Origin of the sequence: Streptomyces sp. SolWspMP-5a-2 (genome assembly GCF_900091845.1) — a bacterium.
In the GTDB taxonomy this organism is placed as follows: Bacteria; Actinomycetota; Actinomycetes; order Streptomycetales; family Streptomycetaceae; genus Streptomyces; species Streptomyces doudnae.
The window spans coordinates 1-13619 of sequence record NZ_FMCI01000078.1; the positions used below are offsets into that span (position 1 = coordinate 1).

Consider the following 13619-nt stretch of genomic DNA (forward strand, 5'->3'; position numbering starts at 1 on the left):
CGGCGGGCCGCCGTAGCCGCCGCCCTGCTGCTGGTCCCGGAAGAGATGCGCGAAGGCGTCCTGCCCGGGGCGCTCGTCGCCCGCCTGGGTGACGAGGTCGTCGACGCCGACGAACTCCGTCGTGCGCGGGTCGTCGCCGTGCGGCAGGTACTGGGTGGCCGCGCCCGGCTCGGGCGGCGGCGTCTGGGCCCACACCCGCGGGTCGGGCGCGTACGACGCCTGCGTGGGGCGCCCGTACAGCGGCCGCGGCGGCTGCTGGGTGCCCGGGGGCGGCGGCGGGTGCGCGGCCCGGTCGTAGAGCGCCTCGGCGACCGGGTCCTGCGCGGAGAGGTCCTTCGCCCGGTACGGATCAGGCGCGTAGGCGTCCTGGAGGTACGGATCGGCGGGCTGCTGCGGCGGAACCTGGCCGTCCTCGGGCGGCGGGCCCTCGGGGTGACCCGAGCCGCCCGCGCCCTGGCCGCGGTCACCGTCGTACGGCGCGTTCATCGCTACCCACCTCATCGTCCCCGGCCCACCGGCCACGACATGTCAACGGTCCACTCTCTCACCCGTGCCGGACGGGTCCGCGCTTTCCGCTGGGGTGTCCGGCGTCGGGTCACTCGGCTGCCCCGGGTCGGCCACCCGGGCGTCGGCGCCGGGCCCCTCCCCGGCACGGTCCTCGGGGTCCCGCGGACCGTGCGGCCCGTCGCCGGGACCGTCCGCCTCGTCGGGGCCGCCGTCCTCCGCGTCCCGTGCCGCCGCCCGCTTGCGCTGGGTGTACATCCGGAAGCCCGCCAGCACCAGGAGCAGGAAGCCGCCGCCGATCACCAGCATCACGGTCGCCGTGAACTCGGTGACCTTGACGTCGAAGGTGACGGGGGCGCCGTAGGCCTGCCCGTCCTGCGTGTACAGCTGGGCGACCACCGTGGCCTGGCCGTTCGCCTTGGCCGAGGTGGTGAACTTCACCGTCTGCGCGTGGCCGCCGGAGACCGACACGGGCTGCTCGTAGTAGTCGTGCCCGCCGATCTGGAGGCGGGTGGGGTTGGTCGAGCTGAGCCGCAGCACCAGATGGTCGACGTTCTGCACCAGGTTGTTCTGCACGGTCACCGGGATGGTGGCGCTGCGCCCGGAGAGCTTGGTGTCCGACTTGTCGATCAGCTTGACCTGATCGGCCAGCTCTTCCAGGTGGTCCGCCACCGCGCCGCGGAAGCTCTCCGCGTCGGCGGGGCGCCCCCGCCAGGAGGTGGACATCTCACGGTTCATGGCCCGCCCGAAGGGGGTCACCACCCGGGACCGGTCGCTGAGGATCACCTGGAAGCTGTCGAGCTTGGCCTCGGTGGCCGCGATCTGCTGGAACGCCGACCGCGGCAGCTGCTGCCTGCGCAGCGAGGCCGGGTAGGCGGACGCCGACGGGACCCGCGTGGTGGCGCCGGGGGTGGGCTTCGCCTTCGACGCCCCCGCCAGCTCCTGGGACGTCGACCAGTTGCCGCTCTGGAGGGCCGTCAGGGCCTGCGCCATCGCCTGCGCCTGGCTCGCCGTGGGCATCCGCTGCGGGGCGACGACGACGCTGCGCTGGGTGTCCGTCTGGCCGTCGACCGACAGGCTCTGGGCGAGGAACTCCTGCACCGCGAGCGTGGACGCCGAGGCGGTCGTCAGGTCGCCCTGGAACGCGGTCGAGAGCCGGGCGTCCGCGACCACCGCCGTGGTGCCGCCGCCGATCGGGCGGGCCGCCGAGGGCGTGTAGGACAGGCCGCCGCTCTCCTGGAGGCTGTCGCTGCGGGTGATGATCTTGTCGGCGCCCGCCGAGGTGGCGACCTTGACGATCGACGGGTCGACGGCGCCGTTGACCGGCCACGCGAAGTCGGTGACCGGCTTCACGTGCAGGATCGGCTCGACGGTGTTGCCGACGACGTCGGTGGCGTCCTTGAGCCTGCTCAGCGAACCCGCCACGCCCGTGCCGTTGTGCGCCAGCGAGGCCAGGTCGGGGTCCGCGAAGGGGAGCGCGACGACCTCCTTGTCGGCCACCGCCTTCTGCGCCTGCGCCAGCCATGCCTTGGCGACCGCCTGGTGGGTGCCCGCCACGGTGCCGCCGTCGCCGTTGCGCACCCGGTAGCTGCGGGTCATCGCGTCGACCGAGGCCAGCAGATCGGGGTCGACCACCCAGGTGACGTCGAGACCGGCGCCCAGCGACAGCATCTGGTCGAGACGCCCGCCGGGAGCGATCTCCTTGGCCAGGTCGTCGTCGAGGAAGACCGGCGTCTGCTGGTCGTTGGCGCCGGTCTCCGCCGTCATGTGCACGGTGGAGATCAGCGGCCACAGGTACGTCGTCCGCGTCGTCGTGTCGGCCTCTTCGGACTGGTACGGCAGGAACGTCCGCTGGATGCCCAGGAGCTGGTCCCAGGGCTGCGCGGAGGTCATGCCGGAGAGCGAGACCGCGAACGGGTAGACGCCGTCGTCGCCGAGGTCGAGCTTGTCGACCGGCACCTGGATGCTGAAGTGCTCGGCGACGCCCGGCGTGAGCTTCGCGAACTTCTCCACGTACTTTCCGCCCACCTCCGTCCCCGCGGCGGTGCGGACGTCCGTGCCGTCGTCGCTCACGTCGTCGATCGCGGAGCGGGTGCCGAGCGCGGAACCCAGCCGCAGCCCCACGTGCGCGTCGGTCACCGCCTGCTTGCCGTTGTTGGTCACCGTGCCCGAGACGGTCAGCGTGTCCCCGTCCGTCGGCGCGGCCGGGGACAGCGAGTCGAGCGCGACGGAGACCGCGCCGGAACCGGACGCCTCCCGCAGCGACGACGGCTCGGCGGCCTGCGCCGGGAGGGCCGTGGGCAACTGGAGGAGGCCGGCCAGCAGAGGCGCACCCGTGAGCAGAGCCCCGGTGCGCCGCAGCAAGCGGCGGGCAGGTGAGGGACTCGTCCTCGGAAAGTCTGCCGCCTCGGCCACGCGCTCGCCCGTCCCTCGTCGTCAGTGGTCGTCGGATTGTGCGTCCACGCATGGTAACGATGCGAGCTGAGGTGAAGTGCCGCGGTCTGCTCCACAAGATCGGCCGCGCGATCCCGGGCGTCCCCTATATCCGCGTATGGAGAGGAGAGCCGTGCTGCGCCGCAAGAGCGGGCCTTGCGGGGGTATCGGGGGAGGTGTCCGTGAACGTTTTATGGAGGCGCCCCGGGCTCCTCGGGCCACGTACCCTCTTCTGTTGTGCCGAACGCCAACGAAGAAAATTCCGCTGTCCCGAGCCAGGAGCGACCGCCCGCGGTGAACGAGCCACTGAGCGTCGCCCCCGTTGCCGACGACCTCGCCCGCCGCTTCCAGGAGGCCGGGTTCTCTCTCGCCCTGGTCGGCGGTTCGGTGCGGGACGCGCTGCTCGGCCGGCTCGGCAACGACCTCGACTTCACGACCGACGCACGCCCCGACGACGTCCTCGCGATCGTGCGGCCCTGGGCGGACGCGGTGTGGGAGGTCGGGATCGCCTTCGGCACGGTCGGCGCGCAGAAGGACGGCTTCCAGATCGAGGTGACCACCTACCGGTCGGAGGCCTACGACCGCACCTCGCGCAAGCCCGAGGTCTCCTACGGCGACTCCATCGACGAGGACCTCGTCCGGCGCGACTTCACCGTGAACGCGATGGCCCTGGCGCTGCCGGAGCGCACGCTCATCGACCCGCACGACGGCCGGGCGGACCTCGCCGCGCGGGTGCTGCGCACGCCCGGCACCCCCGAGGCGTCCTTCTCGGACGACCCGCTGCGGATGATGCGCGCCGCACGCTTCGCCGCGCAGCTCGACTTCGAGGTGGCCCCCGAGGTCGTCACGGCGATGAAGGACATGGCCGGGCGGATCGGGATCGTCTCGGCCGAGCGGGTCCGGGAGGAGCTGAACAAGCTGCTCGTCTCCGCGCACCCCCGCAAGGGCCTGACGCTCCTCGTCGACTCCGGGATCGCCGACCACGTCCTGCCGGAGCTGCCCGCGCTGCGCCTGGAGAGCGACGAGCACCACCGGCACAAGGACGTCTACGAGCACACCCTGATCGTCCTGGAGCAGGCGATGGCGCTGGAGGAGGACGGCCCCGACCTCGTCCTGCGGCTGGCCGCGCTGCTGCACGACATCGGCAAGCCGCGCACCCGGCGCTTCGAGGAGGACGGGCGGGTCTCGTTCCACCATCACGAGGTCGTCGGCGCGAAGATGACCAAGAAGCGCATGACGGAGCTGAAGTACTCGAACGACCTGGTGCGGGACGTCTCCCGGCTGGTCGAGCTGCACCTGCGCTTCCACGGCTACGGCACCGGCGAGTGGACGGACTCCGCGGTGCGCCGCTACGTCCGGGACGCGGGGCCGCTCCTGAGCCGGCTGCACCAGCTCACCCGCTCGGACTGCACCACCCGCAACAAGCGCAAGGCGGCCACCCTCTCCCGGGCCTACGACGGCCTGGAGGAGCGGATCGCGCAGCTCCAGGAGCAGGAGGAGCTGGACTCGATCCGCCCGGACCTCGACGGCAACGAGATCATGCGGATCCTGGACATCGGTCCCGGGCCCGCGATCGGCAGCGCCTACAAGCACCTGCTGGAGCTGCGGCTGGAGAACGGTCCGATGGAGCACGAGGCCGCGGTGGCCGCGCTCAAGGAGTGGTGGGCCGAGCAGAACTGAGCGGGACGGGACGCGGAGTGGGGGCATGTTTCACGTGAAACATGCCCCCACTCCCTGTCTTCCGGCTCCCCGTCTTCCATCGGCCGGGCCGGGAATCGGCGAGGGGCGGTGTTTCACGTGAAACACCGCCCCTCGGCGCCGTGCCGGGTCCCCGGATGCCGGGGGTCGGGTCCTATTTCACCTCGTTGAGGCAGAGCACCACGTCGTGGTTGTTGCCCGTCTGGTAGTAGGAGATCGTCGCGCCCTGGACGGACTCGCACTTGCTGTCGTCGCTGGTGCCGTCGAACTTCTCGACCACCTTGAACTGCGCGTCACCCGAGGAGCAGTCGACCGTCTTCAGGTCCGGCTTGACCTGGGTTCCGTCGTTGTGCAGGCAGCTGCCGACCGAGGTGGTCTCCGCGTCGGACTGGAAGACGTAGAACTTCACCACGGCGACGATGATCGCGACGACGACGAACGCGCCGATGCGTATCAGCGTCTTGCTGACCCGGCGGCCGGTGGAGGGCGGCGGCGGCACCGGCGCGCCCTGCTGGGGGAACCCGGGCTGGGGCGGGTACGGCGCCTGCCCCGGGTGCTGCGGGTAGGGCGTCTGTCCCTGCGGAGCCGCCTGGCCCTCGGGGGCGGGCGGCTGCTGGCCCGGCGCGAACGGATTCTGGCCCTGGGGCGGCGGAGTGGACATGGGTTCCCCCTAGAACGTGAGTGTGTGCCGGACATAAGGCCCGGGTAAGACCCACGTAAGTTAACTGGCGCCACTGACAACGCCCCAGACCCTGGGGATCTCTGTGTCATTGATGTGACACTTAAGGGGCCCTAAAGCGGAACATAGCGAGAGATACCGCTCCGTAGACGCCCGCGACGGTCACGACCAGGACCGATGAACGGCCGTCCGGCGGGAGCATCAGGGCGGCCACCCCCGCGGCGCCCACGAACGCGATGTTGAACAGCACGTCGTACAGCGAGAAGACCCGGCCCCGGAAGCCGTCGTCGACCGCCGACTGGACGATCGTGTCCGTCGCGATCTTCGCGCCCTGTGTGGTGAGCCCCAGCACGAACGCCGCGACCAGCATGGGCGCCACGGCGAACGGGAGACCGAGGGCGAGTTCGAGGACGCAGGCCGCGGCGGCGCACAGGGCGATCCAGCGGACCGGCCCGAACCGCCCCGCGGCCCAGGGCGTCACCACGGCCGCCACGAAGAAGCCGGCCCCCGAGACCCCCAGCGCGAGCCCCAGCAGGGCGAGCCCCGCCTCCGTCGTCGTCGAGAAGGCGTACCGGCACAGCATCAGCACCAGGACCAGCAGGGCGCCGTAGCAGAACCGCATCAGCGTCATCGTGCCCAGCGCCCAGGCGGCCTCCCGGCGCTCTGGCGCGGCCAGGTGCCGTACCGCGGCCACCAGGTCGTGCGCGGTGCCGGAGAGCGCCGTCGAGAGGCGGGGCCGGGTCGGCGGGAGGTCGGGTCCCAGTTGCTCCCGGCCCAGCCGCAGCGAGGCGAGTCCCGCGCACAGGTACAGGCCCGCCCCGAGGAGCACCACCGCGGCGTCGGAGTCGGCGCCCACCAGCCGGACCAGGAAGGCGAGGCCGCCGCCCGCGGTGGCGGCGAGCGTGCCGGCCGTCGGGGAGAGGGAGTTGGCCATCACCAGGCGCTCGTCGTCGACGACCCGGGGCAGCGCGGCGGACAGGCCCGCCAGCACGAAGCGGTTGACGGCGGTGACGCAGAGCGCGGAGACGTAGAAGAACCGGTCGGGCACCTCCGCGGCGATCAGGACGGCCGTCGCCGAGGCCAGCAGCGCGCGCAGCAGGTTGCCGTACAGGAAGACCTGACGGCGCCGCCAGCGGTCGAGCAGCACCCCCGCGAACGGGCCCACCAGCGAGTACGGCAGCAGCAGGACGGCCATCGCGGTGGCGATCGCGGCGGGCGAGGTCTGCTTCTCGGGCGAGAAGACCACGTACGCGGCGAGCGCGACCTGGTAGACGCCGTCGGCGCCCTGGGACAGCAGCCGCACGGCGAGCAGCCGCCGGAAGCTGCCGAGGCGCAGCAGGGTGCGCAGATCTCGGACGACGGCCATGCGGCACAGCCTCACATACGCCGAAGGTCCCCGGGTCGGTGACCCGGGGACCTTCGACAGCCCTGGCAGGAGCGATTTTGCGACAGCGGGGAGAGCGGGCGCCGGTCAGCCGGGACCGGCGCGCGGCGCTCAGCGCTCGACGTCTCCCTGGATGAACTTCTCGACGTTCGCGTACGCCTCGTCGTCGAAGTACTGGACCGGCGGGGACTTCATGAAGTACGAGGAGGCCGAGAGGATCGGGCCGCCGATGCCGCGGTCCTTGGCGATCTTCGCGGCGCGCAGGGCGTCGATGATGACACCCGCGGAGTTCGGGGAGTCCCAGACCTCGAGCTTGTACTCCAGGTTCAGCGGGACGTCACCGAAGGCGCGGCCCTCCAGGCGGACGTAGGCCCACTTGCGGTCGTCGAGCCACTGGACGTAGTCCGACGGGCCGATGTGGACGTTCTTCTCGCCCAGCTCGCGGTCGGGGATCTGCGAGGTGACGGCCTGCGTCTTGGAGATCTTCTTCGACTCCAGGCGGTCGCGCTCCAGCATGTTCTTGAAGTCCATGTTGCCGCCGACGTTGAGCTGCATCGTGCGCTCGAGCCGGACACCGCGGTCCTCGAAGAGCTTCGCCATCACACGGTGCGTGATGGTGGCGCCGACCTGCGACTTGATGTCGTCGCCGACGATCGGGACACCGGCCTCGGTGAACTTGTCCGCCCACTCCTTGGTGCCGGCGATGAAGACCGGGAGGGCGTTGACGAAGGCGACCTTGGCGTCGATGGCAGCCTGCGCGTAGAACTTCGCCGCGTCCTCGGAGCCGACGGGCAGGTAGCAGACGAGGACGTCGACGCGCTGGTCCTTGAGGACCTGGACGACGTCGACCGGCGCCTCCTCGGACTCCTCGATCGTCATCCGGTAGTACTTGCCCAGGCCGTCGAGGGTGTGGCCGCGCTGGACCGTGACGCCCTTGTTCGGTACGTCGCAGATCTTGATGGTGTTGTTCTCGCTGGCGCCGATCGCGTCCGAGAGGTCGAGGCCGACCTTCTTGGCGTCGACGTCGAACGCGGCGACGAACTCGACGTCACCGACGTGGTAGTCGCCGAACTTCACGTGCATCAGACCGGGGATCTTCGACGCCGGGTCGGCGTCCTTGTAGTACTCGACTCCCTGCACCAGCGACGCGGCACAGTTGCCCACGCCGACGATGGCCACACGAATCGAACCCATTCCGGTTGCTCCCTGTGTACGAGTGACGTTCCGGACGGACCGTCACGTTGCGGTGTCGTCGGACGCATCCGCACCGGGGACGTCCCCGGTCCGGGGCAGGGCGCCCGACGCTCCAGATGTGGTGTTCTGCTGAGCGGACTCCCCGGTCGCGGACCCCGTGAGGTCGCGTCCGGCCCGCTCGCTCTCGATGAGCTCGTTCAGCCAGCGCACTTCGCGCTCCACGGACTCCATCCCGTGGCGCTGGAGCTCGAGCGTGTAGTCGTCGAGGCGCTCACGCGTGCGGGCCAGCGAGGCGCGCATCTTCTCCAGACGCTCCTCCAGCCGGCTGCGGCGGCCCTCCAGCACGCGCATGCGCACGTCCCGCGAGGTCTGCCCGAAGAAGGCGAAGCGGGCGGCGAAGGTCTCGTCCTCGTACGCGTCGGGGCCGGTCTGCGAGAGCAGCTCCTCGAAGCGCTCCTTGCCCTGCGCGGTCAGCCGGTAGACGATCTTGGCCCGCCGTCCGGCGAGGGGCGCCGCCAGGGCGTCCTCCGAGGTGTTGCCGGGCTCCTCTATCAACCAGCCGCTGGCGAGCAGCGTCTTGAGGCAGGGGTAGAGCGTCCCGTAGCTGAACGCACGGAACACGCCGAGCGACGTGTTGAGCCGCTTGCGCAGCTCGTAGCCGTGCATCGGGGACTCGCGGAGCAGGCCGAGTACGGCGAACTCGAGGATCCCGGACCGCCGGCTCATCCTCTCGCCTCCTCGTCTTTATCTCGCGCTGATGTATCGACTCGATACATCTAGACGATAGGCGGGTGCTGCGCATGCGACAAGAGGTGAGATGGTGAACGGGATCACATCACTTATTCACCCCCTGCAAGTTGCCTGATTTGGGGTGAAGTTATGCCCTCGGGAGGTTTTGGCGGTGCGTAGTCTGTCCGCCATGCAGACCACCGGGAACCGAGTGACGCGAGGGGGCGTCATGGTCCTCGGTGCAGTACGGGTGAATGAGAAATCGACCCCATCCGTACTTCGGGGGGACCGGAAACCAGCCGCCGTTTCCAGGCGCGCACGGGTGCGCCTGCCCGAGGAGTAGTCGTTCGATGAGCGAGCACCGTCGCAAACCGCCGCAGCCGCAGGGAGGCGGACGTGCCGCGGCCCGACGCGGCCAGTCCGGCCCGTCCTCCGGCCGCCGGGCGGCACCGCGAGGCGCCACCGGGTCCCCGTCCGAGTACGGGTTGGGCCAGGAGCCGATGGACGAGGAACGGTCGTACGGCGGCCGGGCCGAGTCGAGGCGCGCGTCGCAGAGGAGTGGAGGGAGCCGCCGCAGGGCGGCCGAACCCGCCCGTGGGGGGCGCCGAGGCGCGCCACCGGGCGGTCCCGGCGGGCCGGGACGGGGCAGAGGGCGCCCCGGCGAGCCCGCCAAGAAGCGTTTCATCGACTACCCGCGCGCGGGCAAGTACGGCGCGGGCCGCTGGCTGCCGTCGTGGAAGCTGGTGACCGGGGTCTTCATCGCCTTCTTCGGAGGCATGATCGCCGTCGCGGGCGTCGGGTACGCCCTCGTGGGCGTCCCGGACATAGACAAGACGGCCAGCGCGCAGAACAACGTCTTCTACTGGAACGACGGCTCGCAGATGGTGTCCACCGGCGGTGAGGTCAACCGCCAGAACATCAACATCTCGCAGATCCCCAAGGAGATGCAGTACGCCGTCATCTCGCAGGAGAACAAGACCTTCGAGACCGACGGCGGCGTCGACCCGAAGGGCATCGCGCGCGCGTTCTTCAACATGGCGCGGGGCGGCCAGACCCAGGGCGGCTCCACGATCACCCAGCAGTACGTGAAGAACGCCATGCTGAACGACCAGTCGCAGACCATCTCCCGCAAGTTCAAGGAGATCCTCGTCTCGATCAAGGTGGGCGCCAAGGTCCCCAAGGACCAGATCATGGCGGGCTACCTGAACTCGGCGTACTACGGCCGCAGCGCCTACGGGCTCCAGGCGGCGTCCCGGGCGTACTTCAACAAGGAGGCCAAGAACCTCGACCCCGGTGAGTGCGCGTTCCTGGCGGCGACCCTCAAGGGCGCCACGTACTACGACCCGGCGGGCAACCCCTCGATCGACCCGGTGAACGCCACCCGCGAGGCCAACACCAAGCGGGCCCTGAGCCAGATGCAGGACACGCTCGACAAGATGGTCGAGTACGGGCACCTGGACGCGCAGAAGCGGGCCGAGTACACCAAGCTCCCCAAGCTGGAGAACCCCCGCTCCAACTTCGCGCTGAGCGGCCAGATCGGCTACCTCGTCGACCTGGCCAAGGGGTACCTGGTCAACAACACCGACATCACCACCGACGACCTCCAGCGGGGCGGCTACTCCATCCACACGACCTTCGACAAGAAGAAGGTCAAGGAGCTGGAGACGGCGGTCACGAAGGTCCAGAAGGCCAACATCAAGCCCGAGCAGCGCCCGAAGACGGACACCCACGTCCAGTTCGGCGGCGCCTCGGTCGACCCGGCGACCGGTGCCATCCGCGCCATCTACGGCGGCGAGGACGCGACCAAGCACTTCACCAACAACGCCGACGTCACCGGCGCCCAGGTCGGCTCGACGTTCAAGCCGTTCGTGCTCGCGGCGGCGATGAAGTGGGGCGTGCGCGACAAGAGCCTCGGCGAGGAGCAGGCCCAGGACGAGCGCACCCAGGTCTCCCCGAAGAGCCTGTTCAGCGGCCAGGACCAGCTGAAGATCAAGAAGTACGACGGGACGATCTGGAAGAACGAGGAGGGCAAGGAGTGGCTCCAGACCAATGACGGCAACCAGGACTACGGCACTCCGCCCGACTACAAGATCGACCTGCGTGAGGCGATGCGGGAGTCGGTGAACTCCGCGTTCGTGCAGCTCGGCATGGATGTCGGCCTGGACAAGGTCAAGGAGGCGGCCGTCGACGCCGGCCTCAAGGAGGACAGCCTGGCGGGCACCAGCTTCCCGTCGTTCTCCATCGGCATCTCCGACCCCAGCGCCATCCGCATGGCGGGCGCCTACGCCACCTTCGCCGCCAGCGGCGAGCGGCGCGACCCCTACTCGGTCAAGAGCGTGAGCGACAAGGACGGCACGGTCTTCACCCACAAGGACAAGACCGCGCAGGCCTTCACCTCGCAGGTCGCGGACAACGTCACCGACGTGCTGAAGACCGTGGTGGAGAAGGGCACCGGCACCAACGCCCAGCTCAGCGGGCGTGAGGTGGCGGGCAAGACCGGTACCACCGACGGCAACAAGTCCGCCTGGTTCGTGGGCTACACCCCGCAGCTGTCGACGTCGATCACGATGTTCCGCTACGACGACGACGAGACGCAGAAGAACCGGACGTTCCTCAAGATGTTCGGCACGGGTGGCCAGGCGAAGATCCACGGTGCCTCGTTCCCGTCCGAGATCTGGCACGACTACATGGAACAGGCGATGAAGGGCCTTCCGGTGGAGAAGTTCCCGACCCCGGAGCCGATCGGCGAGGTCGTCAACGCCGACCCGACGCCGACGCCGACCCCGACGCCCACCGAGACCGAGGAGGAGTCGCCGTCGCCGAGCCCCACGCCCACCAAGTCGGAGTCCAGCCCCCCCTCGCCGTCGCCGACTGAGTCCTGCCGGTTCGGCTGGCAGTGCAACGACGACACCGGTGGCACCGACGACGGCGGGACGGACGGCGGCTCCTCGCCCTCGCCCACGACGTCGGAGACGGAGAGCACCACCGGCACCACCAGGGGCAATGAGAACGGGGGCCTCTTCGGAGGACCCAACGGCTAGCGCCCGCACACAGGACGAGGGCCCCGGAGCGACCGCTCCGGGGCCCTCGCCGTGCGGGGAGCGCCTGCCGCAGACCTCGGGCACGCCTGTCACCCACGGCCGCGCGGGCCCGCGCGCACTCCCGTTCCCGCGCCGGTCGCCCTTTCCGCCGTTCCCTATTCGCTTTCCGGTCCGACGCGGCGGCGAATAGCGGGAAGACGGGCCCGCAAAAAGGAATTCCGTGGCCGCCGTCCGGAATCCGCTGACTTCTCCGCCGATTCGCCCCGGGGCGGGCCCGGCCACGCCGCCGCCGTCGTCGCTCCCAGGCCCATACGGCAGGATGTGCGCCATGCCCAGTGCAGAATCGACGCAAGCGCGCGCGCACGAGCCCGATCCGGTACCGCCCACCAGGGAGGACCCGGTCGCCCGGTCCGGGAGCGAGCTGATCGGCGGCCCGCTGGGGCGGTTCGCCCTGACCGGCACCTCCTGGTGGACCCCGGTGCGGGTCGTCGCACTCCTGGCGATCGGCATGTTCGCCCTCGGTTTGGTCCAGAAGGCGCCCTGCTACAACGGCGCCTGGTTCTTCGGCGCCAGCTCGCAGTACACCAAGGCCTGCTACTCGGACATCCCGCACCTGTACCAGGGCCGGGGATTCGCCGACGGTCTCGTGCCGTACTTCGACAAGCTCCCCGGCGACATGCCCTACCTCGAATACCCGGTGCTCACCGGCGTGTTCATGGAGGTGGCCGGCTGGTTCACACCGGGCAGCGGCACCATCCAGCACCAGGAACAGTGGTACTGGATGGTCAACGCGGGGATGCTGATGGTCTGCGCGGCCGTCATCGCCGTCTCCGTCGCCCGTACGCACGCCAGGCGCCCCTGGGACGGCCTGCTGGTCGCCCTGGCGCCCGCCTTCGCGCTGACCGCCACCATCAACTGGGACCTGCTGGCGGTCGCCCTGACGGCCGCGGCGATGCTGATGTGGTCCCGGGGCCGGGCGCTCGCCTTCGGCGTCCTCCTGGGCCTCGCCACGGCCGCCAAGCTCTACCCCCTCTTCCTGCTCGGCCCGCTGTTCGTGCTGTGCTGGCGGGCCGGGAAGTGGCGGGAGTTCGGCAAGGCGCTCGGCGGCACCGCGGTCGCCTGGATCGTGGTGAACCTGCCGGTGATGGTGCTCGCCTGGGACGGCTGGGCGCAGTTCTACCGCTTCAGCCACGACCGGGGCGTCGACTTCGGGTCGTTCTGGCTGATCCTCGCCCAGAACTCGACGGACCCGCTGACCACCGACACCGTCAACACCCTGGCGACGCTCCTGGTGCTGCTCGGCTGCGCGGGCATCGCGGTGCTCACCCTGACCGCGCCCCGCCGCCCGCGGTTCGCGCAACTCGCCTTCCTGGTCGTCGCGGTGTTCATCCTCACCAACAAGGTCTACTCGCCGCAGTACGTCCTGTGGCTGGTGCCGCTGGCGGTGCTGGCGAGGCCCAAGTGGCGCGACTTCCTGATCTGGCAGGCCTGCGAGGTCCTGTACTTCCTGGGCATCTGGATGTACCTCGCCTACACGACCAGCGGCGACGCCCACAAGGGACTCCCGCAGGACGGCTACCACTGGGCGATCGCCGTCCACCTGCTCGGCACGCTCTACCTGTGCGCCGTCGTGGTCCGCGACATCCTGCTGCCGGAGCGGGACCCGGTGCGCAGGGCGGGCGACGACGACCCCTCGGGCGGGGTGCTCGACGGGGCGCGGGACGTCTTCGTGCTCGGCCCCGCGGCCCGTCCGCAGGACCGGGAGACGCCGGTCGAGGGCCCGCCGGTGGAGTGGGGCAGCGAGGCGGGGACGTCCCCTGCCGACCGCCCGGCCTGACGTCCGGCCGACCTCCGTCCGGGCGGGGCCTCCGCTCGGTCCGGCAGCCGTTCGCTCTGGGCGAACAGGGTGGGAACGCGCGGCTCCGGGCGCCCGGAGCCACCGCGTACGACGGAGGGC

At 70.5% G+C, this 13619-nt stretch carries 8 protein-coding genes and 1 pseudogene; 3 read left to right on the forward strand and 6 right to left on the reverse strand.

What is annotated here, in order from left to right; all coding sequences use genetic code 11:
- Positions 1-486: pseudogene (locus GA0115242_RS06990) on the reverse strand (murein biosynthesis integral membrane protein MurJ); the annotation flags it as partial.
- Between the two features lie 42 nt (positions 487-528).
- Positions 529-2919: a DUF6049 family protein gene (locus tag GA0115242_RS06995; protein ID WP_093825619.1), complete on the reverse strand. Its 2391-nt coding sequence runs from the start codon at positions 2917-2919 to the stop codon at positions 529-531.
- A 255-nt stretch (positions 2920-3174) separates the two neighbouring features.
- Between GA0115242_RS06995 and GA0115242_RS07000 the strand changes: the two genes are divergently transcribed.
- Positions 3175-4617: a CCA tRNA nucleotidyltransferase gene (locus GA0115242_RS07000; protein ID WP_093825621.1), complete on the forward strand. Its 1443-nt coding sequence runs from the start codon at positions 3175-3177 to the stop codon at positions 4615-4617.
- A gap of 172 nt (positions 4618-4789) precedes the next feature.
- Here the strand turns inward: GA0115242_RS07000 and GA0115242_RS07005 are convergent, their stop codons facing one another.
- The 4 genes from GA0115242_RS07005 to GA0115242_RS07020 form a co-directional block, all read right to left on the reverse strand.
- Entirely contained in the window at positions 4790-5296 is a 507-nt protein-coding gene (locus tag GA0115242_RS07005; RefSeq protein ID WP_093825623.1) for an LppU/SCO3897 family protein, read from the reverse strand.
- A gap of 121 nt (positions 5297-5417) precedes the next feature.
- Positions 5418-6680, reverse strand: coding sequence for an MFS transporter (locus GA0115242_RS07010; protein ID WP_093825625.1), 1263 nt, complete (start codon positions 6678-6680; stop codon positions 5418-5420).
- Positions 6681-6809: 129 nt separating this feature from the next.
- A complete protein-coding gene (locus GA0115242_RS07015) occupies positions 6810-7892 on the reverse strand; it encodes an inositol-3-phosphate synthase (RefSeq protein ID WP_093825627.1) in 1083 nt (360 codons plus the stop codon).
- 42 nt (positions 7893-7934) lie between these two features.
- Entirely contained in the window at positions 7935-8618 is a 684-nt protein-coding gene (locus tag GA0115242_RS07020; RefSeq protein ID WP_093825629.1) for a PadR family transcriptional regulator, read from the reverse strand.
- Positions 8619-8971: 353 nt separating this feature from the next.
- Here GA0115242_RS07020 and GA0115242_RS07025 point away from each other — a divergent pair, with 353 nt between their 5' ends.
- Both GA0115242_RS07025 and GA0115242_RS07030 read left to right on the forward strand, forming a co-directional pair.
- A complete protein-coding gene (locus GA0115242_RS07025; RefSeq protein WP_093825631.1) occupies positions 8972-11662 on the forward strand; it encodes a transglycosylase domain-containing protein in 2691 nt (896 codons plus the stop codon).
- Positions 11663-11990: 328 nt separating this feature from the next.
- On the forward strand, positions 11991-13499 hold the full coding sequence (locus tag GA0115242_RS07030; RefSeq protein WP_093825633.1) for a glycosyltransferase family 87 protein: 1509 nt from the start codon (positions 11991-11993) through the stop codon (positions 13497-13499).
- Positions 13500-13619: the final 120 nt, after the last annotated feature.

Bases quoted from the DNA above. Each gene is read 5' to 3' on its own strand.
- GA0115242_RS07005 (WP_093825623.1), bottom strand. From the start codon at position 5,296: ATGTCCACTCCGCCGCCCCAGGGCCAGAATCCGTTCGCGCCGGGCCAG.
- GA0115242_RS07010 (WP_093825625.1), bottom strand. From the start codon at position 6,680: ATGGCCGTCGTCCGAGATCTGCGCACCCTGCTGCGCCTCGGCAGCTTC.
- GA0115242_RS07015 (WP_093825627.1), bottom strand. From the start codon at position 7,892: ATGGGTTCGATTCGTGTGGCCATCGTCGGCGTGGGCAACTGTGCCGCG.
- GA0115242_RS07020 (WP_093825629.1), bottom strand. From the start codon at position 8,618: ATGAGCCGGCGGTCCGGGATCCTCGAGTTCGCCGTACTCGGCCTGCTC.
- GA0115242_RS07025 (WP_093825631.1), top strand. From the start codon at position 8,972: ATGAGCGAGCACCGTCGCAAACCGCCGCAGCCGCAGGGAGGCGGACGT.
- GA0115242_RS07030 (WP_093825633.1), top strand. From the start codon at position 11,991: ATGCCCAGTGCAGAATCGACGCAAGCGCGCGCGCACGAGCCCGATCCG.